This is a genomic window from Aeromonas caviae, assembly GCF_000819785.1.
In the GTDB taxonomy this organism is placed as follows: Bacteria; Pseudomonadota; Gammaproteobacteria; order Enterobacterales; family Aeromonadaceae; genus Aeromonas; species Aeromonas caviae.
On the sequence record NZ_CDBK01000098.1, the window covers coordinates 42,830 to 67,798 of the forward strand.

Annotated in this window: 22 protein-coding genes; 9 read left to right on the top strand and 13 right to left on the bottom strand. The window is 61.3% G+C overall.

Features of this window, described 5'->3' with window-relative positions:
- The first annotated feature begins 71 nt into the window (after positions 1–71).
- Positions 72–1,709: an EAL domain-containing protein gene (locus BN1120_RS17435; RefSeq protein ID WP_042017272.1), complete on the top strand. Its 1,638-nt coding sequence runs from the start codon at positions 72–74 to the stop codon at positions 1,707–1,709.
- On the opposite strand, the gene BN1120_RS17440 is transcribed toward BN1120_RS17435, so the two are convergent.
- The 9 genes from BN1120_RS17440 to recR form a co-directional block, all read right to left on the bottom strand.
- Entirely contained in the window at positions 1,672–2,166 is a 495-nt protein-coding gene (locus BN1120_RS17440) for a hypothetical protein (RefSeq protein ID WP_010674428.1), read from the bottom strand. The genes BN1120_RS17435 and BN1120_RS17440 overlap by 38 nt on opposite strands.
- Before the next feature lie 148 nt (positions 2,167–2,314).
- On the bottom strand, positions 2,315–2,677 hold the full coding sequence (locus BN1120_RS17445) for a DUF2750 domain-containing protein (RefSeq protein WP_010674427.1): 363 nt from the start codon (positions 2,675–2,677) through the stop codon (positions 2,315–2,317).
- Between the two features lie 123 nt (positions 2,678–2,800).
- On the bottom strand, positions 2,801–4,429 hold the full coding sequence (locus BN1120_RS17450; protein ID WP_042017275.1) for a methyl-accepting chemotaxis protein: 1,629 nt from the start codon (positions 4,427–4,429) through the stop codon (positions 2,801–2,803).
- A 162-nt stretch (positions 4,430–4,591) separates the two neighbouring features.
- A complete protein-coding gene (locus BN1120_RS17455) occupies positions 4,592–5,896 on the bottom strand; it encodes an inosine/guanosine kinase (protein WP_010674425.1) in 1,305 nt (434 codons plus the stop codon).
- A 175-nt stretch (positions 5,897–6,071) separates the two neighbouring features.
- Positions 6,072–6,464 carry an MAPEG family protein gene (locus BN1120_RS17460; RefSeq protein ID WP_042017277.1) on the bottom strand — a complete coding sequence of 131 codons (393 nt, stop codon included), beginning with the start codon at positions 6,462–6,464 and terminating at the stop codon, positions 6,072–6,074.
- A gap of 64 nt (positions 6,465–6,528) precedes the next feature.
- A complete protein-coding gene (gene hemH, locus BN1120_RS17465; RefSeq protein ID WP_042017278.1) occupies positions 6,529–7,503 on the bottom strand; it encodes a ferrochelatase in 975 nt (324 codons plus the stop codon).
- A 119-nt stretch (positions 7,504–7,622) separates the two neighbouring features.
- Complete coding sequence (gene adk, locus BN1120_RS17470; protein WP_010674422.1) at positions 7,623–8,267, bottom strand: adenylate kinase; 645 nt, start codon at positions 8,265–8,267, stop codon at positions 7,623–7,625.
- A gap of 238 nt (positions 8,268–8,505) precedes the next feature.
- Positions 8,506–10,419, bottom strand: coding sequence for a molecular chaperone HtpG (htpG, locus tag BN1120_RS17475; protein WP_042017279.1), 1,914 nt, complete (start codon positions 10,417–10,419; stop codon positions 8,506–8,508).
- 497 nt (positions 10,420–10,916) lie between these two features.
- Positions 10,917–11,519, bottom strand: coding sequence for a recombination mediator RecR (gene recR, locus BN1120_RS17485; protein ID WP_039038914.1), 603 nt, complete (start codon positions 11,517–11,519; stop codon positions 10,917–10,919).
- A gap of 657 nt (positions 11,520–12,176) precedes the next feature.
- Here recR and BN1120_RS21400 point away from each other — a divergent pair.
- From BN1120_RS21400 to hypA, 7 genes are all read left to right on the top strand, one after another.
- Complete coding sequence (locus BN1120_RS21400; protein WP_158657314.1) at positions 12,177–13,256, top strand: phospholipase D family protein; 1,080 nt, start codon at positions 12,177–12,179, stop codon at positions 13,254–13,256.
- Positions 13,257–13,852: 596 nt separating this feature from the next.
- On the top strand, positions 13,853–15,721 hold the full coding sequence (kup, locus tag BN1120_RS17490) for a low affinity potassium transporter Kup (RefSeq protein WP_042017281.1): 1,869 nt from the start codon (positions 13,853–13,855) through the stop codon (positions 15,719–15,721).
- Positions 15,722–16,194: 473 nt separating this feature from the next.
- A complete protein-coding gene (gene hypF / locus BN1120_RS17495; protein ID WP_042017282.1) occupies positions 16,195–18,606 on the top strand; it encodes a carbamoyltransferase HypF in 2,412 nt (803 codons plus the stop codon).
- Positions 18,607–18,611: 5 nt separating this feature from the next.
- Entirely contained in the window at positions 18,612–18,863 is a 252-nt protein-coding gene (locus BN1120_RS17500) for a HypC/HybG/HupF family hydrogenase formation chaperone (protein ID WP_019839252.1), read from the top strand.
- Entirely contained in the window at positions 18,857–19,966 is a 1,110-nt protein-coding gene (gene hypD / locus BN1120_RS17505) for a hydrogenase formation protein HypD (RefSeq protein WP_042017285.1), read from the top strand. Before BN1120_RS17500 ends, hypD begins: the two co-directional genes overlap by 7 nt.
- Before the next feature lie 88 nt (positions 19,967–20,054).
- Positions 20,055–21,059 (top strand): hydrogenase expression/formation protein HypE, encoded by a 1,005-nt coding sequence (hypE, locus tag BN1120_RS17510; protein ID WP_042017286.1) that lies wholly within the window; start codon positions 20,055–20,057, stop codon positions 21,057–21,059.
- A gap of 66 nt (positions 21,060–21,125) precedes the next feature.
- A complete protein-coding gene (gene hypA / locus BN1120_RS17515) occupies positions 21,126–21,467 on the top strand; it encodes a hydrogenase maturation nickel metallochaperone HypA (RefSeq protein WP_017786826.1) in 342 nt (113 codons plus the stop codon).
- Here hypA and BN1120_RS21810 read toward each other — a convergent pair.
- Positions 21,445–21,819, bottom strand: coding sequence for a hypothetical protein (locus BN1120_RS21810; protein ID WP_231959474.1), 375 nt, complete (start codon positions 21,817–21,819; stop codon positions 21,445–21,447). The two genes, hypA and BN1120_RS21810, sit on opposite strands and share 23 nt — an antisense overlap.
- Here BN1120_RS21810 and hypB point away from each other — a divergent pair.
- Positions 21,706–22,548 (top strand): hydrogenase nickel incorporation protein HypB, encoded by an 843-nt coding sequence (hypB, locus tag BN1120_RS17520; protein WP_197713291.1) that lies wholly within the window; start codon positions 21,706–21,708, stop codon positions 22,546–22,548. The genes BN1120_RS21810 and hypB overlap by 114 nt on opposite strands.
- 293 nt (positions 22,549–22,841) lie before the next feature.
- Here hypB and BN1120_RS17525 read toward each other — a convergent pair whose 3' ends face one another.
- The 3 genes from BN1120_RS17525 to BN1120_RS17535 form a co-directional block, all read right to left on the bottom strand.
- Positions 22,842–23,483: an ATP-binding cassette domain-containing protein gene (locus BN1120_RS17525; RefSeq protein WP_042017289.1), complete on the bottom strand. Its 642-nt coding sequence runs from the start codon at positions 23,481–23,483 to the stop codon at positions 22,842–22,844.
- Positions 23,483–24,271: an ATP-binding cassette domain-containing protein gene (locus BN1120_RS17530; protein ID WP_042017290.1), complete on the bottom strand. Its 789-nt coding sequence runs from the start codon at positions 24,269–24,271 to the stop codon at positions 23,483–23,485. The genes BN1120_RS17525 and BN1120_RS17530 overlap by 1 nt, the downstream gene beginning before the upstream one ends.
- Positions 24,265–24,969 (bottom strand): ABC transporter permease (locus BN1120_RS17535; protein ID WP_052455432.1); only part of this gene is annotated, 705 nt, incomplete at its 5' end. The genes BN1120_RS17535 and BN1120_RS17530, both read right to left, overlap by 7 nt.

Sequence of the window (24,969 nt, forward strand, 5' to 3'; positions counted from 1 at the left end):
TGAGTACTCATGTTTTGCGCCAGCGACTTGGTTAGAATTTCTACATCATGAACATCATCAAGGATGAAACGATGTTGAATAAACATGAGGGAAACCTGCTGCTGGTCAGCGCACTGGTCTGCATTCCCATGCTGCTGTTGCAGGGAGTGCTGCTCGCCCCCCCCGCCTCACCGCTCACCCTGCTGCTGGTCCTGATGACCACCCTGACGGGATTCGCCCTGCTGCTCTTTCTCACCCACAGCGTGCGCCGTGGGGAAAAGACGAGGCAGGAGCAACGCTGGCTGCTGGCGTTGCAGCAACGGGATCCCGCCATGCTCGACAGCGTACAGGCACAAACGGCTCTGCGCCAGCTCCTTGCGTCCTTCAATGAGGCCGAGATCGATGCCCACCGCCAGATCACCGAATTGCACAATCAGGCGACCCGGGACGAGATGACGGGCCTTGGCAACCGCCACGCCTTCCGGCGCGATCTGACCGAGCTGCTGCAACAGGAAAACACCCAGACCGCCATCCTGGTGCTCATCCGCGCCACCGAGCTCGGGACCCTCAACGCCCAGCGCGGCTTCCAGTCCGGGGATGCCTACATCCGGGACATCGCCGCCCTCATCAGCCACACCGTCAGCCGCTTCCCGGGCCACCGGGTCTATCGCATCTCGGGGGCCGATTTTGCCGTCCTGCTGCCCCCCCTGGCCCAGATCCCGCCCCATCTGCTGGGACGGGATCTGAAGATCGCCTTCGATCGCTATCAGCACGATCACGAGCTCGAGAGCGCCGCCTACTCGGGCATGACCCGCCTGAGCAGCGAGCAGAAGATAGAGGCCATTCTGGCCCGGGCGGATCTCGCGCTGGCCCGCGCCCAGACAGAGGTGGTCAATGGCTGGGCCATCCAACAGAACGACGAGGTGGTCGAGGTGCAGGGTCAGCGTCACTGGACCCAGGTGCTGACCGATCTGCTGGAGCAGGAGAGCATCAGCTTCACCTGCCAGCCCATCCAGCCCCTGCATCGCGGCATGCTCGCCTACCACGAGATCTATCCCCGTTTCAGCAGCAGCGACAGCACCGTGCTGCCAAGCGATACCCTGCTCGCCATGGCGCAGCGGCTGGACATGGTACTGCGCCTGACCCAGATGGTGATCCGCCACGTCATCCGCCAATACCGCGCTTTCGGAGGCCACAACAGCCGATGGGGCCTCAATCTGCCGGGCTCCCTGCTGCAAAACAGCGCCTTTCTCATCTGGCTGGATCACCAGTTGCAAAAAGACCCCGACATCGGGGCCAATCTGGTGTTCGAGCTCGACGAGGAGCACCTGGAGCGCAACCTGACCGGGTCCAGGCGGCTGTTCGAGCTGCTCAGGCGCCACGGCAGCCGCTCGGCCATCTGCAACTTCGGCAAGGGGATCGGCTCCTTCAGCCTGTTTCGCGAGCTCAAACCCGACTACATCAAGCTGGATCCCGGTCTCATCACCGAGCTGGAGCAGGATCTCACCAACCAGCAGTTCGTGCGGATGATCGTCGACGTCTCCCATCGCATGGGCTGCCTGGTGATCGCGGAAGGGGTGGAACAGATAGGCCAGAAGCAGATGCTGCAGAGCATGTATGTGGACGGCTTGCAGGGCTACCTCATCGCCCGGCCCCAGGAGCTGGGACCGGAGATCGGTCAGATGGGGATCTTCACGGAGACGGTTTCAGCTTCAACAGGGTCAGAATGATGTCGTTGAGCTGGCGATAACGCTCCAGCTCCTTCTGATCGTAACGGGTCGCCAGCATGGTCGGGTTGTGGCGATGCTTGAGGTAGCGGTTGATCTGCAGGCGGTTGAACCCGGCCACCTTGTAGATCTGGCCGAGCAGGGCATTGAGCTCGTCGTCCGCCAGCCCGGCCCGGGTCAGGTAATCGGGTTGGGACGGGCTCTCCTGGCGGGCCGTGACCTTCTCCAGCTGGCCACGCTCCTGCAAATAGGTGAGCCACTGCTCCACGTAGAGCGGCTTGCAGCCCCCCAGCAGATTGAAGTACCCCACGGCATCGCAGCGGCACCCGCTCAGCAGCACCAGGGCCAGCTCGTCGCTGTCACACTGAAAGCTCACCGGGCCGCTCTGGCTCCAGTCCAGCGCCTGCACCTGGATCCTCCCCTGCGCCCCCGCCTTCGTGGTCACGTCAAAGACAAACATGGCACCTCCCGATCGGCAAAGGGTTGATGATGACCCATCCCCGGGACGGGTGCAAAGGCAAATCGCCTTTTCATGGCCCATGGCGGCCATAAAAAAACCGGCCCCCCCGAAGGGGGCCGGTTCATCACAATCCGGCAGCACGGCTGACTCAGGCGTCCAGTTCCACCAGCGCCTTGGCCAGCTCGATGGGCTCGAGCTCCTGACCTTCCAGATCGGCGTTCCAGTTCGGGCCGACCAGCACGTCGTCCTCGTCCAGATCGTTGATCCAGATGTCCAGGAACTCTTCGAGCTCGATCACTTCCGGCTCGTAATCCGCCCACTCGTCCACGCAGTGCAGGCGGGCATCTCCTTCGGCGGACCAGAGCGGCATCACGTCCGCATCTTCGAACTCGGCGGAGCGGCACACCACCCAGTCTTCACCGTAGCGCAGACCCCACACCTGACCCGACTCGCGGACTTCTTCGATGAACAGCTGGAAATTGGCGTCAAGATTGTCAGTTAGTTTGCTCATGGGGTCTCTCTCTTGCAAAGCAATGGCAGGCTGTCGGCCAGGGCTGGCCGAGAATGGGGCAGATGGTGTCCCAAAAGCCCCCCAGACTCAAGCCTTATCCCGAAAAAGCGGGGAGAAAGGCCGTCAGATGCGATATTTCGCCACCAGGGCCCCCAGCTCGTCGCAGGCCAGCGCCAGTTGCCCGGATGCCTGCTCGGTCAGCCGGTTCTGGGCCAGGGCATCCGCCGCCAGCTGGGTGATGGCCACCAGCCGCTGGTTGATCTCCTCCGCCGCCCGGCTCTGCTCCGCCGCCGCCGTGGCAATCTGCCCATTCATGGCAGTAATGGTGTGGACGGATCCATCGATGGCATTGATGGCGACATCCGCATCGCCGGCCCTGTCCGCCGTCGCGCGGGAGAGCTGCTGCAACTGGCTGATGCCGCTGACCACCTTGCCGGCCCCCTCCTGCAGCCGCTGGATCATCTGCCGGATCTCGTCGGTGGAGCTGTGGGTGCGGGTCGCCAGGGTACGCACCTCGTCGGCGACCACCGCAAAGCCGCGCCCCTGCTCCCCGGCCCGTGCCGCTTCAATGGCGGCGTTGAGGGCCAGCAGGTTGGTCTGCTCCGCCACCCCGCGAATGACGTCGAGCACGGAGCCAATCTGCTGAGTCTCCTGCTCGAGGCGGCTCACCGCCTGCACCGTCTCCACCATCTCGTCCGCCAACTGGCTGATGGACTCCCGGGTCTGGACCACCACCTCGCGGCCATGCTGGGCCAGATTGAGAGCCGAGTCCGCCGCGTCGGCGGCCTGGGCCGCGTGCTGGCCCACTTCGCGGCTACTCACCGTCATCTGCTCCATGGCGCTGGCCACCCGCAGGGTATCCTGCTCCTGGCCGGTGACGATGGCGCCGGTACGCTCCACCACCTCGGCCAGCTGGTGGGCATGCACCCGGTTCTGATCCGCTATATGCTGGCTGCGGGCCACCAGCTGCGCCATCTGGCTGGCGAAGAGGTTGAAGTTGATGCTGAGCTGGCTCAGCTCGTCACGCCCCGACTCCGGCAGACGTACCCGCAGATCCCCCTCCCCCCTGGCGATGTTGCCAAGGGCCGAGACCGAGCGGGAGAGGGGCACGACGATGCTGCGCACAATGAGGCCAACCACGGCAAACAGCAGGAGGGCCAGCACCAGCCCAATCCCCAGCAGGGTGTGCAGCACCTCCCGGTACTGGGCCTCGACGTCGTCCACATAGACGCCGGTGCCGATGATCCAGTCCCAGGGGGCGAAGCGCTTGATGTAGGAGATCTTGCGTACCGGTTCGTCCACCCCCGGCTTGGGCCAGTAGTAGGCCACCTCCCCCGCGCCCTGGGCCCGGGCCAGATCGGCGAAGGCGACGAACAGCCTGAGCCCCTGCTTGTCCTCCACCCCGGAGAGATCCTTGCCGTCCAGCTCGGGTTTCATGGGGTGCATCACCATGGTGGGGTGGCTGTCGTTGATCCAGAAGTAGTCATCGTTGCCGTAACGCAACCCCTTGATCAGCGCCAGCGCCTCGGCCTTGGCGCTCGCCTCGTCCAGCTCCCCCTTGCGTACCCTGGCTTCCAGCCCTGCCACCAGGCTGTAGGCGGTCTCCACCTGGGCCTGGGTCTGGCGGCTCTTCTCACCCATCAGCCCCTGCTGATAGATCTGCAGGCAGAAGAACAGCAGCAGTCCCAGCAGCGCCAGCACCATCAGGGTCACCAGCGACAGACGCCGACCGATACTCCATTGTCTCAACATACCCTCGCCCCGCAGCAGCTACATATCCTTAACACAAGGTATGCCGCCGCGACGCGGGCTGTCCACGATGTCAGCAAAAGCGATGCCAAAAACATGATCCAGCCCCAAAAACAAGAAAGGATGCCAAGTGGCACCCTTTCTCGTGGTCGACAGGAAGAGGTATCACCGCTCCCAGTACACCTCTTCCAGGCTGTCTTCCTTCTCCGGCAACCCGCGGGAGAGGCGCGGGCTGCTCTGGGCCAGCACCTCGTAGCTCACCCGGTTGGCGTACTTGCACACCTGGGCCAGAGAGGAGTAGGTCAGGAATTCCGAGAGATGCTTGGCGGAGTTCGGCACGTTCATGCGGTGGTAGGCGTTCGCCACCATGTCGTGCAGCACGGCGGACAGCGCCCCGTCCCCTGCCCCGTTGGTGTTCTTGATCTTCTCCGGGCCGCCCATGTAGGGGGAGATGTGGGAGTAGATACGCGCAGGCTTGCGGCACTTGTCCCGGGCCATGGGGCGGCTGAACTCGTACATGTTGAACTCGGGGATGACGCCGGGCAGCAGGGTGTGGGTGGTCTCGCGCTTGTAGTCCTCGTCGGTGTAGCTCGCCATGTAGAGGCCGATGGGGCCGGCGGTGCAGAGCACCATGTCCGCCCAGTCCAGCGCCTTGTCGGCCGCGCCGAGGGGATCCTTTATCCCGGTCAGGGCCTCCGCCTCGTCCTCGTTCATGGCGAGCACGGTCACGTTCTCGCTGATGAAATCGCGCCACCACTGGGGATTCTCGTCGATGACGAAGCGGGTGCCCAGGGTCAGCACCACGGGCACCCCGGCCTCGCGGGCATAGCGCACCGCGGCCATGGCGGCCTCCTTCATGGGGGTGCCGTCGGCGCCGCGCACCAGGTAGGCGGTGATCACCAGGGCCGAGGCCTCCTTGATGATGGTCTCGGGGATGTGGTCCACATCCAGGTGATCCATCTTGCCGGCGTTGATGCCAAAGCTGCGCTCTCCCCCTTCGGTGATGAAGGTGAAGCAGCGTCCGACCGGGCCGTCCACCGGCTGCAGGTAGTCGAGGTTGACCCGGGAGGAGGTGTTGCACAGATAGCGGTAGGCATAGCTGCCGATGCGGATGTCCTGGCTCATGACGCCAAGCAGGATGGAGTGAGAGTCCGCCAGCACGGAGTAGTTGTGCATGGTGTTGCCGATGGTGCCACCGGCAAATTCGCTCACCACCATGTTGTTGGCCTTGAGCTCGTCGTAGACCAGCTCCGCCACCTCGTCGGAGATGAGCATGGAGTGGCCCTTGCTCAGGCCGTACCGGTTCAGGAAGTCTTCGTCCACATGGGCTTCGATATCCACCAGAGTCTGATCGATGCCCACTACATAGGCCTTGCCCAGTTCGGTGAGCTGGGAGTTCTGCGGGATCAGGGGATCACGTCTGTCGACCGGGAAGTAGTGTTTGGACTTGCGCTGACCGGGAAATTTCATGGCAATCTTCTGTGCTCTGGGGAAAAGAGGGGCGGGATTTTAACACAATCCACCACGCCGAAAAGTCGCACGATTGAATTTTGAGGTCAGTATAGACAAGGGCTTGCGAGGAAAACGTTTGACTTGGCTGCCACAAAAAACCACCCCGTGGCGGGGTGGTGTTGCGGGATGACATTCAGCTTGCCGAGAGCCCCTGCACCAGGGCCAGCACCGAGAACATCCCCAGCGACAGCCAGAAGAAGAGGGTGCCGAAGAGGCGCGGCATGTTGGGAGCCCTGGGGATCTGGATGCCGATGGCATGCAGGATGCGACCCACCAGCAGCAGCACACCGCCCAGGTGCAGCCAGAGCGACCCGACCCCCGCCAGTTCGCACAGGGCCATCAGCAGCAGAGTGAGGGGCACGTACTCGGCAAAGTTGCCGTGGGCGCGGATCGCGGCCAGCATCTCGGGGGCTTCCCCCTCCCCTATCATCACCCTGAACTGGGCGCGGCGCTTGACCACCCAGAAGGAGAGCAGCAGGAACAAGAGCCCGAGCAGGCCGGCGTAAATCAGCGTGATATGCATCATCAGGACACTCCTTTATCGTTGAATCCGAACGTCCGCCACGTCGGGCACCGGATGAGAACGGCCATCATGCCAGCTCGCGACAGATGAGGGAAACCATCATGCGGATATGGGCCTGATCGCTGTTGAGGGCCGGGATGTATTCAAACTGCTCGCCACCGGCGGCCATGAAGATCTCCCGGTTCTGCACCTGGATCTCCTCCAGGGTCTCGAGGCAATCCGCCGAGAAGGCCGGGCAGATGACATCGAGCCGCTTGACGCCGCGAGAGGGCAATTCGCCCACGGTCAGGTCCGTGTAGGGCTTGAGCCACTCCTCCTTGCCAAAGCGGGACTGGAAGCTCGCGGTCCACTGCTCCGGGGCCAGCCCCAGCGCCTCCGCCAGCAGGGCGGCGGTGCGTCTGCACTGATGACCATAAGGATCCCCTTCCCGCTCGTAGCGCTCGGGAATGCCGTGGAAGGACATCAGCAGATGCTCCCCCTGGCCGTGCTGCTCCCAGTGGCGACGCACGCTCATGGCCAGCGCCTGGATGTACTCCGGGTGGGCATGGTAATCGCGGATGAGCCGCACCACCGGCAGATTGCGCTCGGTTTTCATCGCCCTGGCCCAGGCGTCGAACACCGAGGCGGTGGTACTGACCGAATACTGGGGATAGAGCGGCAGCAGGATCACCCGGTTGACCCCCTGGGCCTTGAGGGCCTGCCAGCCATCGGCCAGCGACGGGGCGCCATAGGTCATGGCGAGCGCCACCGGCACCTCGACCCCTTCCCGCTTGAGCTCGTGCTCCAGGGCCGCGCGCTGCTGCTGGCTGATGACCATCAGAGGGGAGCCCTGCTCGGTCCACACCTGCTGATAGAGCTTTGCCACCTTGGGGGAGCGGGTCGGCAGGATGATGAAGTGAAGCAGGGGGCACCAGAGGTAGCGCGGCAGGTCGACGACCCGCTGATCGTGCAGAAACTGGCTGAGAAACGCCTTGACCGCCGCCGTGGTCGGCGCGGCCGGGGTACCCAGATTGACCAGCAAGATCCCGGTTTTCGTGGTCACGTTAGCATCCTGTCGTTCTGTGTCGTGGGAATGGAATGCAAGAAAGGGCCCGGTATGGACCCTTTTCTCACTCTCGTCGCCAGCCGGCGAACGGCTGCGTCCTGCCGGCCCTGAATGGCTTAACCGAGAATGGCGGCCAGTTGCTGGCTGACCAGATCCACCGGCTGGGTGCCGTCGATCTTGACGTAACGGGTGTTGCCCGCTTCCGCTTCCTTGCCGTAGAAACCGATGAGCGGCGCGGTCTGCTGATGGTAGACATCCAGACGCTTGCGCACTGTGGTCTCTTCGTCGTCGGCACGGATCACCAGATCCTCGCCGGTCACGTCATCCTTGCCTTCCACTTTCGGCGGGTTGAACACCACGTGGTAGGTACGGCCGGAGCCGGAGTGCACGCGGCGGCCGCTCATGCGCTTGACGATCTCTTCGTCCGGCACGTCGAACTCCAGCACGAAGTCCACGGTCACACCGGCATCCTTCATGGCTTGCGCCTGGGGAATGGTGCGGGGGAAGCCGTCCAGCAGGAAGCCGTTGGCGCAATCCGGTTGCGCGATGCGTTCTTTGACCAGGCCGATGATGATGTCGTCGGAGACGAGCTGACCTGCGTCCATCACGGCTTTGGCCTTGAGGCCCAGCTCGGTACCCGCCTTGATCGCCGCACGCAGCATGTCGCCGGTGGAGATCTGCGGAATACCGTGTTTTTCCATGATGAACTGAGCTTGGGTACCCTTGCCGGCGCCCGGAGCTCCCAACAGAACAATGCGCATACACGCTCCTAGTTGATTGGTTATTCAATTCTTGAGAAGGCAAAAAACTACACGTTTTCGCCCGTATTAACAAGCTCGCCCCGTGTGAGTGGCCAGATTATCACCACACTCCCGCCCCGTCTCTGCGACCAAAGACGCAGACGACGACCACGAAAAATGATTGAAAATGCAGCAGCGCACCAGAGGGGAACGGCCAAAAAAAAGCCCACTGTCATGCAGTGGGCCAATCACAATCACATCACGCCTGGAGTAGCAGACGGTTGATACGGGAGACGAAGCTCGCCGGATCATTGAGGCCGCCCTGCTCCGCCAGCTGGGCCTGCTCGTGCAGGAGGGAGACCCACTCGCCAAACAGGCTCTCATCCTCGATGGTGCCGAGCTTCTTCACCAGGGCATGGTCCGGGTTGAGCTCCAGGATGTACTTCTGCTCCGGCACCGGTTGACCGGCGGCGCGCATCAGCTTGATCATCTGGGTGCTCATGCCGTGGGCGTCAGTGACGATGCAGGACGGCGAGTCGGTCAGACGGTGGGTGACGCGCACCTCTTTCACCGCCTCCCCGAGGCTCTTCTTGACCCGCTCCACCAGACCGGCGTTGGCTTTTTCGGCCTCTTCCTGCGCCTGCTTGGAGGCGTCGTCTTCCAGATCCCCGAGATCCAGTTCGCCACGGGTGACGGAGACCAGCTGCTTGCCGTCGAACTCGGTCAGGTGGCTCATCAGCCACTCGTCCACCCGCTCCCACATCAGCAGCACTTCGACGCCCTTCTTGCGGAAGATCTCGAGGTGCGGGCTGTTCTTGGCAGCGGCATAAGAGTCGGCGGTGATGTAGTAAATCTTCTGCTGACCTTCCTTCATGCGGCCAACGTAATCCTCGAGCGACACGGTCTGGGCTTCGCCCTCGCCGGCGGTGCTGGCAAAGCGCAAGAGCTTCGCGATCTCTTCCCGGTTGGCGTAATCCTCGGCCGGGCCCTCTTTGAGCACATTGCCGAACTCGCTCCAGAACTTGGCGTACTTCTCGCCATCCTCTTTCGCCAGCTTGTTGAGCATGGTGAGCACGCGCTTGGAGCAGGCCTTGCGCAGGGAGGCGGTCACCTTGTTGTCCTGCAGGATTTCACGGCTGACGTTGAGCGGCAGATCGTTGGAATCCAGCACCCCTTTCACGAAGCGCAGGTAGGTCGGCATGAACTGCTCGGCGTCGTCCATGATGAAGACGCGCTGCACATAGAGTTTCAGGCCGTGCTTCTGCTCGCGGTTGTAGAGATCGAACGGCGCGCGGGCCGGGATGTAGAGCAGGCTGGTGTACTCCTGGGCCCCTTCCACCCGGTTGTGACCCCACAGGAGCGGGTCTTCGAAGTCGTGGGCGACGTGCTTGTAGAACTCCTGATACTCCTCGTCCTTGATATCTTTCGGGTTACGGGTCCACAGTGCAGTGGCGCGGTTGACCTGCTCCCACTCCCCCGGGGTGCCGACGATGGTTTCACCATCCTCTTCGCGATCCGGCGTGCCCTCTTTGTACATTTCCACCGGCACGCTGATGTGGTCGGAATATTTGCTGACCACGGAACGCAGACGCCAGTCGTCCAGGAACTCCTCTTCATCGCTGCGCAGGTGCAGGATGACGTCGGTGCCGCGACCAGCTTTGGTCACGTCAGCCACGGTGAAGGAGCCTTCCCCTTGTGATTCCCACTGCACGCCCTGCTCCGGCGCGGTGCCGGCGGCGCGGGAGACCACGGTCACCTTGTCGGCCACGATGAAGGCGGAGTAGAAGCCCACCCCGAACTGGCCGATCAGCTGGGAATCCTTGCCCTGGTCACCGGAGAGGTGCTTGAAGAACTCGGCGGTGCCGGACTTGGCGATGGTGCCCAGGTGCTCGATCACCTGGTCACGGGTCATGCCGATGCCGTTGTCCGAAATGGTCAGGGTCTTGTTCTCTTTGTCCACCACCAGGCGCACGCGCAACTGGCCGTCGTTTTCGAACAAAGAGGCATCGGAAAGCGCCTTGAAGCGCAGCTTGTCCGCCGCATCGGAGGCGTTGGAAATCAGCTCGCGCAGGAATACTTCTTTGTTGGAGTAGAGGCTGTGAGCCATCAGGCTCAGCAGTTGTTTGACTTCAGTCTGAAAGCCGTGGGTTTCGGCGTGAACACTTTGGGTCATCGACCAGTCCTCAAAACGTCGGGTTGAACAGATTCCCAAGCTAGATGGGGTTGGCCTTTCAAATATCAAGGGGCTTGCGTGCAAACTTGAGAGCAAATTTGCACACAAGCCCCTCGCTTGGCCCACACAGGCAACCCCCTCCCGGCCTCCCCCTTCACAAGGGGGAGGTGCACTGCCATCCCCTGTCTGGCGAGGAGGGTCAGATTGGGATCGAGCGTGGAGCCAATGGCGGGGTCAGCCTTGCTCTCCCCTGCCAAGGGGAGGACTGAGGTGGGGTTCGTTGCTTTCTCCCCTGCCAAAGGGAGGAGTGGAGCAAGATCCATTGCTCCCTCCCCTATCAAGGGGAGGGCCGGGTTGGGTTCGTTGCTTTCTTCCCTGCCAAAGGGAGGAGTGGGGCAAGATCCATTGCTCCCTCCCCTGCCAAGGGGAGGAGTGGGGCAAGATCCATTGCTCCCTCCCCTGCCAAGGGGAGGGCCGGGGTGGGGTCCGTGGTGTCTTTAGCTCAGGCGCTGGCGCCCCATCAGGGAGTGGGAGAGCGTGGTGCCATCCACCAGCTCCAGCTCCCCGCCCACCGGCACGCCGTGGGCGATGCGGCTCACCTCCACCCCGGCGGTGCGTGCCATGTCGGCGATGTACCAGGCGGTGGCATCCCCCTCGATGGTGGGGTTGGTGGCGAGGATCAGCTCCTTGATCTGCTCCTCCTTGAGGCGGCGCTCCAGGATATCGAGCCCCAGCTCCTCGGGGCCGATGCCGTCAAGGGGCGACAGGTGGCCCATCAGCACGAAGTAACGGCCGGAGAACTGGCCGGTCTGCTCGATGGCCGCCACGTCCGCCGGGCTCTCCACCACGCAGAGCAGGCCGTTCTCCTCACGCTTGGGATTGGCGCAGATCTCGCAGCGATCGTTCTCGGTAAAGGTGCGGCAGTGGCTGCAATGACCTATTTCGGTGAGCGCCCGGTTGAGCAGGGAGGCCAGACGCAGACCACCGCTGCGCTCGCGCTCCAGCAGGGTGAACGCCATGCGCTGGGCGGACTTGGGGCCCACGCCCGGCAAGACCTGCAGCGCCTTCATCATCTCATCGAGCAGGGGACTGAATTTCATGGGGATATCCTTTAACGCCGCGCCGAAGGAGTGATTCGACCCGCTTGCCTGAAGCGGCGCCGACTCCTCCATCCGAACCTATCTTGTTGGCGCAGGACTATACCCGAGCCGGCCCCGAGCGCCAATGGCCGATCCCGCCACAGTGCCTGACGGCCCAACATCACCCCGGTCGGGGCGCAGCATTGAGCGGCAACCTCCCTTTCCCCTCTTCCCACAACCCAGATCACACCATGATTGCCAAACCAATTCCGGGGAAACCGGGAAACCCTCCCAGATTGCCCCAACTCACTCCCCACCAGCCTCCAGACAAGCCAGCACGGCCAGAAACCAGGCCCACATTGTTTGGTTTTTCTATTCGATAACCAGTTATCGTTTAACAAAACCAAACAATGAATGCCCTCTTGAGGTCCCGATTTATGACGTTGCGCCGGTTTTCAACGGCTCCCCCTTCTGTTTTTTCACTAGCCGATTAGTATGACTCACGCGACAACCAGCTCCGTTGAGGCCGTTACTAGGGAACGGCAAGATTTTGCAGTGCAGACTAAAGGCGCGGGCTGTGGGAATGAACTTAGGAGCAATAGTAAAAATTGGACACCATCATTACTTCCTTTCTTCATAATATATAACCATTAAAAATATTTAATAAGGAAACGAAAATTGCTGTTATCAAATACAAATAATCTTCAAGCGGAGCATCTAAAACGTATCATTCAAAACTGTGGTGACCGAGTTATTATCGTTTCGCCATATCTTGCAGATGACATGAAGTCATTTCTCAACCATTTTGATTTTTCATCAACCAAAAAAATAGAATTAATAACCACATTCAAGCCAAGAGATATCGAACAAATAAAAAAACCATTTCAACTAAGAGACTTCTATAGTTTTTTCGATGAGAAACATCCGAATATTACCTGCAAAGTACATATTGATAACAATCTACATGGTAAATTATATTTTTCACTTGGCATAAATAAAGAACTAATACTAACATCAGGAAACTTCACCACTAACGGTATATTTAACAACCATGAATGGGGAGTGCTTATTAAAGATGCTAGCCTAATAGAAGACGCATTGAACCAAGTATTCGATTTGATTGAATACCCCGATGTTACTCGTTTCCAAGTTGAACGAGCATGCCAATTTGCAGATGTGTATTTAGGAAACAATCCTCATTGGATAGAAAAAGATAGTATTAGCTATGATATATTAAGCTCTGTATACTCAGATTCCGATTCAAATAACTACGAAACAAAATACTATCTGAAACCTATCGGCCATAAAGATTCCCCAATCACGTTGGATGACAGACGTGATTTTTCAGATTTACATCAAAATTTACACTTTTCAAAAAAGAAACCCAAAGGAATAAAGAAAGGTGATGTCATCATTACAACAGCTATCGGAGCTGGATCATTATTGTCCTATTTTAAAGTTACTAGCGGCTTGCAAAGTGTAACTGACTCTCAGGTTAAAATTAATCCATGGATGGAACGCTGGCCATGGTACCTAGAGGGGAAAAACAACAGCGTTAATTTTGGAAGAAAATGGTGGGAGTATAATTTAAGAAGACAAGATATGTTATCCGAATTCCATGATAAATACCCAGGAAAGTCTGTAACTTACGCTGGAGGATTAACTCTTGGAACTATTAACATGGGTAGTGATAAGGTTCAGCTTTCTGAAGTATTTGCAAAATTCTTGATATCTAAGATTGAAGAGTATAATAATTGATGTTTTGGGGAGTGTAATAAGTGAATTTCATTTCAGCGCTAATAATGGTGCATTTCACTTCGTTCATTGCCCCCTACATTCCCACCCTCTATTTATGCCCTCACTTTATAGTGGCTGTCTTTACTGCGGTCACTTCTCTTCCCGACCATTCTCCATCCAGCCGATGAAATAAAGACTCCATTGCTACCCAAGCCTTCCCTCTCTGTCGCTCCTGCCGATAATTTATTGGTCAACATTTTATCGCCCGTTTTTCAATCCGTTTGATTGAAAAGACTGGCTAAAAATGGCTGCTTAGCAAAAACAAACACTTGCTCGCTGCACGGGGGCCTATTTCAATCAAGGAGTAATTAATAACCTCGTTCAAAAGTCTTTTTTGATTATTTATACCTGAACATACTCCCACAGACTCTGTGTCATCATAAGCTGAATCGCAGATAAACAGACTGTGTCCATGATGAGCCTCCTATTTATATCCAGCTAACCCCCGCTCCCATCGCAATCCTGAAGATCCTCCCGAACGACTATCCGTGAACTCCCGGTAGTACGGGGCCCCTGTGTTGGCAGCCATGCCACCGGCAATCTGACAAGATAATTTCATGAACTGTACTAACAAACCCGCCCTGCCCGGCGTCATGCTGGCGGCGATCGGCGTGGTCTATGGCGACATCGGCACCAGCCCGCTCTATACCCTGCGCGAGTGCCTCTCCGGCCAGTTCGGTTTCGGGGTGGAGCCCGCCTCCATCCTGGGCTTTCTTTCGCTTATCTTCTGGCTGCTGATCCTGGTGGTCTCGGTCAAGTACCTCTCCTTCGTGATGCGGGCGGACAACGCGGGCGAAGGGGGCATACTCACCCTGATGTCGCTCGCGACCCGCAACACCCCGGAAAAATGGACGCCGGTGCTGATCATCCTGGGGCTGATTGGCGGCAGCTTCTTCTATGGCGAGGTGGTGATCACCCCGGCCATGTCGGTGATGTCGGCCATCGAGGGCCTGAAGATAGTGGCGCCTTCCCTGGACGCCTACATAGTGCCGCTCTCGGTGCTGGTGCTGACCCTGCTGTTTGCCATCCAGAAACACGGCACCGCCGCCGTGGGCAAGCTGTTTGCCCCCATCATGCTGATCTGGTTCCTGACCCTGGCGGTGCTTGGCCTGAATAGCATCCTCCAGCACCCCGAGGTGCTGGGGGCGCTCAACCCGGTCTGGGCGCTGCGCTTCTTCATGACCTATCAGAGCGCCTCCTTCTTTGCCCTGGGCGCCGTGGTGCTGGCCATCACGGGGGTGGAGGCGCTCTATGCGGACATGGGCCATTTTGGCAAGAGCCCCATTCGCCGCGCCTGGTTCATGGTGGTGCTGCCATCGCTAGTGCTCAACTACTTCGGTCAGGGGGCCTTGCTGCTCGGCAATCCCGAGGCCATCGCCAATCCCTTCTTCCTGCTCGCGCCGAAATGGGCCCTGCTGCCCTTGCTGCTGCTCGCGACGCTCGCCACCGTCATCGCCTCCCAGGCGGTCATCTCCGGGGTCTTCTCCCTCACCCGGCAGGCGGTGCGGCTCGGCTATCTCTCCCCCATCCGCATCGTGCACACCTCGGAGCAGGAGTCCGGCCAGATCTATATTCCGGTCATCAACTGGCTGCTCTATCTCTCTGTGGTGATCGTCATCATGAGCTTCGAGCACTCCAGCAACCTGGCGGCGGCCTATGGCATCGCCGTCACCGGCACCATGGTGCTCACCTCCATCCTCTCCTGCTCGGTGGCCCGCCACAGCTGGCACTGGCGCAAGCCGCTGGTGGCCACCCTCTTCGCCCTGCTGCTCGCCATCGACGTCCCGCTGTTTGCCGCCAACCTCGCCAAGATCTTCTCCGGCGGCTGGCTGCCGCTCACCCTGGGAGCCGTCATGTTCACCCTGATGACCAGCTGGAAGAGCGAGCGCTTCCAGCTTATTCGCCGCCTGAACGAGCACGGCAACTCGCTGGAGCCCATGATAGCGTCCCTCGAAAAATCCCCGCCGACCCGGGTGGCGGGCACCGCCGTCTATCTGTCGCGGGTGGTCAACGTCATCCCCCATGCGCTCTTGCACAACCTCAAGCACAACAAGGTGCTGCACGAGCGCGTCATCCTGCTCACCCTGAAGGTGGAGGATGTGCCCTGTGTCCACAACGTGCGCCGAGTCTGCATCGAGCAGCTCTCCCCCACCTTCTGGCGGGTGGTGGCGAGTTACGGTTGGCGCGAGACCCCGAACGTGGAGGAGATCTTCCACCGCTGCAACGCCGAGGGGCTGAGCTGCCGTATGATGGAGACCTCCTTCTTCATGGCCCATGAGTCCCTCATCATGAAGGAGCGCCCCTGGTACCTCTATCTGCGGGGCAAGCTCTTTATGCTGCTGCAGCGCAACGCCCTGCGGGCGCCGGATCAGTTCGAGATCCCGCCCAACCGGGTCATCGAGCTGGGATCCCAGGTGGATATCTGATGGCGGGCGCCGGGCCCAAGGTCATGGCACGCAAGAGGGAGGCAACCGCCTCCCTCTTTCATTGCTGAGCGCCTCTCTCTTCCGCCCGGGATCTCGAGCCGCCAGTAGACGTGGCGCCCCTCACAGGATCGCAAAGAAGCGCCGTATCTGGCACTCAAACCGGTGCGAGATCAAGGTAATGGGGGCCACTGACCCGATAAACTTGGCCCCCGTGACAGGGCGAGGGCCTCCTCTGCCTGTCAAGGCTACGCCCCTTCTATCGCGACGCAGCCCGTTGCCCCCCGTTCGTTGCACCCGATGGCCCATGCCGTGGCGGCAGGCCAGCAGATGGGAGTTCGATATCGCATGACACCCCCCAGGATGATCGTCGGATGGCCGCCCCTGTCGGCCCTCCCCAGCCTCCCTGTCATGAGGGAGGGTTCCCTGCCCCCCGGTTACCAGGGAGGGGCGCTGGCCCCTCTTTGGATGGCGCCATGACCACGTCGACACGCCTTCGACTGCGCCGGGAATTTCATATAGACGGTATCGTGCAGGGGGTCGGCTTTCGCCCCTTCGTATATGGGCTGGCGCTGCGCCACGGCCTTGCCGGCTATGTGTTGAACGATGCCAACGGCGTCACCATTGGCGCCGAAGGCTCCGCCGAGCAACTGGCCAGCTTTGCCCGCGAACTTCGAGAACTGGCGCCGCCGCTTAGCCGCATCGATCATTTCAGCGAGCGGGAACTGCCCCTCGCTCATGATCCCGACTTCGATGGCCAATTTCATGGCCAGTTTCGAATTAAAGCGAGCCAGCAGCAGAGCGCGGCCACGGTCGCCATTTCGCCGGATCAGGGGATGTGCGAGGCGTGCGCCAACGATGTGGTCAACCCTGCGGATCGCCACCATCGCTACCCCTTTACCAACTGCACCCACTGCGGCCCGCGCTACACCATCATCCGCCGCCTCCCCTACGACAGACCCCACACCGCCATGGCCGGCTTTGCCATGTGCCCGCGCTGTGCGGCGTCCTATGAAAACCCGCTGGACAGACGCTACCACGCCCAGCCGGTGAGCTGCCCCGAGTGCGGGCCTCATCTGACCTGGCGCAGCGGCCGCGGCGATACGCTGGCCGAGCGCGAGGATGCCCTGCACGAAGCTGCACGTGCCCTGCAAGCGGGAGCACTGATCGCAGTCAAGGGAATGGGTGGGTATCACCTGATATGTGATGCCCGCAATGAACAGAGTGTGGCCAGATTGCGAACGCTCAAGCGGCGCGCTCGCAAACCGCTGGCGGTGATGATGGGCTCCCTTGCCGAGGCAAAACTGCATGTCACCGGCAGCGAAGACGAGTGGAAGCTGCTCACCTCTCAGGCCAGACCCATCACCTTGCTGCGCAAGCGCAAAAATGATGATCGGTCGTCAGAATCCCGACTGACAACGGCGCCGCTGGCCGAGGGGATCGCCCCCGGCATTCCCTACCTTGGCATCATGCTCCCCTATACCCCGCTCCATCAGCTGCTGCTGGATGCCTGCGCCATGCCGCTGGTGGCCACCAGCGCCAATGGTCGCGGCAGCCCGATCCTTATCGAGTGCGAGGCGGTGGTCAGGGAACTCGGCAGCGAGATTGACGGCATCCTGGATCACAACCGCCCCATACTGCACCCGTGCGACGACAGTCTGGTGCAGTGGGCAGGCGGGCGGCGCCAGACGTTGCGCCTCGCCCGGGGCTATGCCCCCTGCACCCCCAGCCTGCAAGAGGCGGTCAGGGTGCCGCTCTTGGCGGTCGGGGCGCAGCAGAAGAACCAGCTGGCGCTCGCCTTCGGTCGCCAGCGCATCTACAGCCCCTATATCGGCGATCTGCACAGCCTGCCGATGCAGGAGCACTTCGAGCAGACCCTGGCGACCTTTCGCGAACTCTACGATCTCAACCCCGAACTGCTGGTCTCGGATCGCCACCCGGGCTATCTCAGCCATCAGTGGGCCAAAGGCTATTGCCGCGATCACAATGCAACCCATCTCGAGGTGCAACACCATCACGCCCACCTGCTGGCAGTGATGGCCGAGCACGACATCACGGGCCCGGTGCTGGGGGTGGCCTTCGATGGCACCGGCCTTGGCGATGACGGCACCCTCTGGGGCGGCGAGCTGCTGATCGCAGACGTTCAGGGATTTGAGCGGGTTGCCCACCTCAGGCCTTTCAAGCTTGTCGGCGGCGAGGCGGCCATTCGCGAGCCAGTGCGCCAGTTGCTGGGGCTGCTGTTTGAATCTTATGGTGTGGATGAGATCAAGGCCCTCCATATTCCGGCGATCAAGCAACTGCCCCTTAAGCGGATCAACAACCTGCACCAGCTCTGGCATCTCGGTCGCAACGCCCCCTACACCAGCTCCATCGGTCGGCTGTTCGATGCGGTGGCGGCGCTCTTGGGAGTGATCGATACCCCGGATTACGAGGGCGAGGCCGGGCTCCTGCTGGAGGCAGCAGCCTTGCAGCTGGCCCCCGATGAACATCCCTTCCCCCTCGCCTTTGATCTCAGCCAATCAGCGGAAGGGCCGCTGCAGATCGAGTGGGCCGAGCTCATCAATACCCTTGTCAGCGAGCGGCGCCAAGGCACCTCCACCGCCCGCCTGGCCGCCGGTTTTATCCGCGCTATCAGCAATCTGGTCATCGCCCTGGCCGAGCGCTTCCCCGGCTATCCGGTGGCGCTCGGGGGCGGCGTGTTTCAAAACCGGGTGCTGATGGACCAGCTGGTGCCCGCTCTCGAAGCCGCCGGCCGGCAGGTATTGACCAGCGAAACCCTGCCGCTCAATGACGGTGGCATCGCCGCCGGTCAGCTCTGGTTTGCCATCCACCATCTTGCTACGCACCAGCCTGCCACAGCCGGTTGTACCACCTTGTCGGAGTCCTGAAATCCATGTGTCTATCCATCCCCTCTCAGGTGGTGCAACTGCACCCCGAAGATAACTGCGTCACCGTCGACACCCTGGGGGTGCAGCGGCGCGTCAGCTGCATGCTGCTCGAAGAGCCTCTCAACATTGGCGACTATGTGCTGCTCCATATCGGCTTTGTGATGAGCAAGATTGACGAAGCGGAGGCGCAGGCCAGCCTCGAGAGCTTCCGCCAGATGGTGGCCCTGATGCCCAAACAGGATATCTTGCCATGCTGACCCTCAATGATCTCTTTCAGGGCTTTCGCCAGCCAGAGGTGATCCGCGCCCTCGCCGCCCAAATTAATGAACTGGCAAAAGATCTGCCCGAACCGCTGCGGGTGATGGAGGTGTGTGGCGGCCATACCCACACCATCATGAAGTACGGCCTGCACCAGCTGCTGCCCGCCAGCATCGAGTTCGTTCACGGCCCCGGCTGCCCGGTCTGCATCATGCCCAAAGAGCGCATCGATCAGGCCATCGAGCTGGCCCGCCAGCCCAACGTCATTCTGGTCACCCTGGGGGACATGATCCGGGTGCCGGGCTCCAAAGGCACGCTGGCCCAGCAACGGGCCAAGGGGAGCGATATCCGCCCGGTCTATGACCCCCTCGATACCCTGCGCATCGCCCGTGAGAACCCGGAGAAAACCGTGGTCTTCTTCGCCATCGGGTTCGAGACATCTACCCCGATGACCGCCGCCTTGCTGGCTGCCGCTGAAGAGCAAGGGGCCCTGAACCTGCTGTTGCATATCAACCATGTGCTGGTGCCCCCCGCCATTCATGCGGTGATGGCCGACGGGGTGGCCAAGGTGAACGCCTTTATCGGCCCCTCCCACGTCAGCGTCATCACCGGCGCCGATATCTACCTGCCCATCGTCGATCGTTATCAGGTGCCTGTGGTGGTGAGCGGTTTCGAGCCGGTGGACGTGATGGAGGCGCTTTTGATGATGGTGCGCCAGAAGGTCGAGGGTCGCTACGCGCTGGAGGTGCAGTACAGCCGCGCCGTCACCGCCAGCGGCAATAAAGCGGCCCAGCGGCTGGTCGAGCGCTTTTTCGAGACCCGCGAGCACTTTCGCTGGCGAGGTCTGGGGGATATCAATGCCTCCGCCCTGCGCCTGCGCGATGCCTTTGCCAGGCGCGATGCGGAGCACCACTTTGCGCTCAATCAGACTCCCATCGATGACCACAAGGCGTGCCAGTGCGCCGATATCCTGCGCGGCCTGGCCAAACCGAACCAGTGCAAAGTCTTTGGCCGGGGCTGCTCCCCGACCCAGCCCATGGGCAGCTGCATGGTCAGCTCCGAGGGGGCCTGCAATGCCTACTACCGATATATGGGGATCTAATGAGAGAAATTCAGTTAAGCCACGGCGGTCGGGTGATGAGGAGAGATGAACCAGCCTGTTTCTGCAATCTTGTGGAGAACCAGACCCGATGAGAGAAATCCAACTTAGCCACGGCGGCGGTGGCGTCGAGATGAACCAGCTGATCAACCAGCTCTTCTTTCGCCACTTTGGCAACGAGATCCTGCTGCGCGGTGAAGATGCCGCCCTGCTGCCGGTAAACGGCCCCGTCGCCTTCACCACCGACAGCTTTACCGTCTCGCCGCTCTTCTTCGAGGGGGGCGATATCGGCAAGCTGGCCATCGCCGGCACGGTCAATGATCTCGCCATGATGGGGGCCAAGCCCGAGTATCTGAGCTGCAGCTTTATCATCGAGGAGGGCTTCCCCTACGCCGATCTGGCCCGCATCGTCGAGTCGATGGCCGCGGAGCTTGCCAACAGCGGTGCCCGCATCGTCTGCGGCGACACCAAGGTGGTGCCTAGGGGGGCGGCCGACAAGATCTTTATCAACACCAGCGGGGTCGGCACCTTCCCGCTGCCCGAACAGAGCCGGGGCATCTCGGTGCGCAGCCTCAAGGCCGGTGACGCCATCCTAGTGTCGCGGGATATCGGCAGCCACGGTGCCTGCATACTGATGGCCCGTGACGCCCTGCAACTGGGCTCCGATCTCAAGAGCGACTGCACCACCCTCTGGCCGCTAGTAGAAGCGCTGCTAAAAGCGGGTATTACCCCTCACGCCCTGCGCGATGCCACCCGCGGTGGCCTTGCCGCCGTGCTCAACGAGTGGAGCAGCGCCTCCGGCGTTGCCATCGAGCTGGAGGAGTCCGCCATTCCGGTCTGCGATCCGGTGCGGGGCCTGTGCGAGCTATACGGTTTCGAGCCCCATGATCTCGCCAACGAGGGAACCATGGTGCTGGCCCTGCCTGCCGAACAGGCGCAGGACGCGCTGGGCATCTTGCGGCAATTCAACCCAGCAGCCAGCCAGATCGGCGTGGTGCAGGCGAGCGATCGCCACAAGGTGATCCTGAACAACCCCTGGGGCAGCCGCCGCTATCTGGAGCTGCCGCAAGGGGAGCTGCTGCCGCGGATCTGTTGAGCGGCCATGCCGTTCAGCCAATTACAGGGGGGAATCACTCCTCCCCATATCGGTTAAGGAGCCACCATGCACGAAATGTCTCTGGCCATGGCCGCCATCGATCTGGCGGCCGAGCAGGCCACCCAGCGGGGCTTTACCAAGGTGACCGCCCTCTGGCTCGAGGTCGGCAGCTTCTCCTGCGTCGACCCGGACACCATTGCCTTCTGTTTCGAGGCGGCCGCCAAGGGCACTGCCGTCGAAGGGGCCCAGCTGCACTTTCAGCACCAGGCGGCAGAGGCCTGGTGTTACGACTGCAACCAGACGGTCACCCTCACCGAACGCGGACAAGCCTGTCCCGAGTGTGGCGGGTACAAATTACGAGTCGCGCAAGGGAACAGCCTGCGCATCACCGACATCGAGGTAAGTTGATATGTGTAGCGTATGCGGATGCGGCCAGGCGCGGATCGCCGGCCATGAGCACGATCATGAGCATCATCACGAACATGAACATCACCATGAACATGGTCATGAGCACGACCATCATCATGCTCATGACGCCCATCACCATCATGACCACGAGCAGAGCGCGCCGCGCACCCTGATCATTCACCACCACTATCACCATCAGGGGGATGTCCATCACCACTACCACGGGGTACGGGCACCAATAGGAGCAGAGGGTCATGATCACCCTCATGAGCACCACCATGATCACCCCCACGACCATCATCATGAACATGCCCACTCTCATGACCACGGTCATTCCCACGCGCATCCCCATGATCACAGCCATGACCATGACCATCAGCAGGGCTCCCTGCACTACGGCAAAGGGGAAGCGGGATTGTCGGTGCCCGGCATGGGGCAGCGCCAGCTGATCGCCATCGAGATGGATGTGCTGGCCAAGAACAACGCGCTGGCGGCCCACAACCGCGAGCACTTCACTGCCGCCGACCAGCTGGTGCTCAACCTGGTGTCGAGCCCGGGCTCAGGCAAGACCACTTTGCTGTGCGAGACCCTGCGCCGGCTTGAGGGACAGCGCCCCTGCGCCGTCATCGAAGGGGATCAACAGACAAGCAGCGATGCGGATCGCATCCGCGCCACCGGCGTCCCTGCCGTGCAGATCAACACCGGCAAGGGCTGCCATCTGGACGCCAAGATGGTCCACGACGCCTGCCACCAGCTGCCCGCCAATCCCGGGGGCATCCTCTTTATCGAGAACGTGGGCAATCTGGTCTGCCCCGCCAGCTTCGATCTCGGCGAGAAGTACAAGGTGGCGATCCTCTCCGTCACCGAGGGGGAAGAGAAGCCGCTGAAATACCCGGACATGTTTGCCGCCGCCCAGCTGATGGTGATCAACAAGATCGATCTGCTGCCCTATGTCAGCTTCGATGTCGCCCGCTGTATCGAGAACGCCAAACGGGTCAACCCTTATATTCAGGTGATCCAGGTGAGTGCCACCACGGGGGAAGGGATGGATGCCTGGCTCAACTGGCTGGCCAGTGCCTGAACCGGTTAAACGCCGCTGATAACGGTAGAAAACAAAAGAGGGAGGCTGATGCCTCCCTCTCTTTTGTCTATGAACCTTGTCGGCCGTGCCATCTGTTCGGAGTAGCCAGCGTCCCCTCACCCTGGCCCTCCCCCCAGGGAGAGGAGACCGGTTCGTGGATACTGGCAATAAGTTCGAAGTACGCGTACTGCGAGCATAACAACCAGCTTGTGCCCCCAAGCTTGGGGAGAGTCACCGTCTGCTCCCTTCTCCCCTTGCGGGAGAAGGGCTGGGGATGAGGGGGAAGCCAATCCTCAGGCCACGCTACGGGCCATCGCCTCCCGCTCCGCAGGCACCTCACCAAAGCGCAGCACCCGATGGCAGATCTGGCGCAGCAGTGCCTGCTGGTGACTGAAGACAAGCATGCCAAGCCCGCGCTGCTCGCACTCAACCATCAACTCCCGCCAGAGTTGGCGCTGAATCTGCGGATCCAGCTGGGCGGTCACCTCGTCGGCAATCAGCAGACGAGTGCGGGGATCGAGGGCGCGCAGCAACGCGATGCGGGCCAGCTCGCCACCGGATAGCTGACCGGGTTTACGGCCGAGCCACTCAGGCTTGACCATAAAGCGGGCCAGCATGGCGTCATCGGGGCGCCACACATCCCACAGCGCCTGCCCGGTGGTGCGATAAGGATTGAAGGTGAGCTCCGGGTGCTGGGGCACCAACTGGATGGGGTGATAGCCTTTTACCTGTTCAGGCACCGGTTGCCCATCCAGCAGGATCTGCCCGCCGGTCCCAACCGGTTGCCAACCCGCCAATACTCGCCCCAGCGTGGTCTTGCCATAACCGCTCGGGGCAGAGATGCCGAGCCGCTCGCCCGCTTTCACCGTCAGCGATAACCCCTGCCAGAGGGGACGTTCCCCTTGGGCGATGGTGAGACTTCGTACTTCCAACATTATGAAACCTTCGGCGCAGAGAAGAGAGCATTGAACTCGGGCAGCGCCTGCCAGTGGGCTCTGAGCATCTCGCTCCCCTGCCCTTGGCGCAGATGGTGGCAGCTCAAGGTATCGCACACCCGGCCCTGATGGAGCGCCACGATGCGATCGGCAAAGCGGGCCGCCAGCGCCAGATCGTGGGTGACCCAGAGGATGCCGCTGCCCTGATTGGCCAATTCACGCAACTGGCCGAGCAGCAGACAAGCCAGCCCCTCGTCGAGCCAGGCGGTGATCTCGTCCGCCAGAATGTAGCGGGCACCGCCGAGGGCCGCGGTGCAGGCCAGAATGCGCTTGGCCATGCCGCCGGAGAGCTGGCGCGGGAATCTGTCCAGGGTGGTCGCGGGCAGCTGGTAGCGCAGCAGTTGCTCGCCGAGCCGCTCGCGAGAACCGCTCTGACCACAGAGGCGCGCCGCACGGCCCAACTGACGCTCCACCGTCAGCAACGGATTGAGGGCGCTCACCCCCTGCGGCACATAGCAGAGGGTGTGGCCGCGCAGCTCGGCACGGCTGGCGTCGCACAGGGGGTTGCCATCGAGGGAGATGCGGCCGCGCATGCGCAGATTGTCCGGCAGCAGGGTCAGGGCGCTTTGCAGCAACAGGCTCTTGCCCTCGCCGCTCCCCCCCACCAGCGCCACTATCTCCCCCGGCGCCAGTTGCAGGCTGATATCGGTCAGCAAAGGCTGCCAGCTGCGCCGCCCCAGCCAGGAGTAGTGGGCAGCCTCTATGGTCACCTGATCAAAACTCAGCATGGTTCACTCCTGTGCCACAACAGCTGTTGCAACGCGCGGGTAGCCTGATCAAAGAGCAACACCAACAGCAGCAACATCAGCCCCGGGAAGAGGGCCAGCCACCAACCGCCACCGGCCAGATAACGCAGGGCATCGGCCAGCAGCAGGCCAAGGGAGGCCTCGTGGGCCGCCAGACCAAAGCCGAGAAAGCTCAAGGCCGCGCTGTGCAGCACCGCATGGGGAAACATCAACAAGGTGCCGATAAACCACTGGGGCAACAGCCCCGGCAGCAGGTGGATGCGCCAGCGACGCAGCGCCCCCATCCCCTGACAGCGGGCCAGCACCACATAGTCACTGCAGGCGATCCGCCGCGCCTCGGCGCAGAGAATGAGCGCCAGCTTGGGCCAGTGGGTGAGCGCCACCGCCAGGATCACCCCGCGCATGCCGCCCCCCACGGTAAAACAGATCAGGATCAGCAGCAGCATATGGGGCAGCGCCAGCATGGCGTCGATCACCATTCGCACCGCCGCATCACATCTGGGATGTATGAGCGACACGCTTGCCGCCACCATGGCCAGCAGGCCACTGCAGAGCGCCGTGCCTAGCCCAAGTTCCAGACTGGTGAGGGTGCCCTGAAAGGCCCGCAACCATAGATCCCGCCCCATCTGATCGGTCCCGAACCAGTGGGTCAGCGAGGGGGGCTGCTGGCGCGCCAGCAG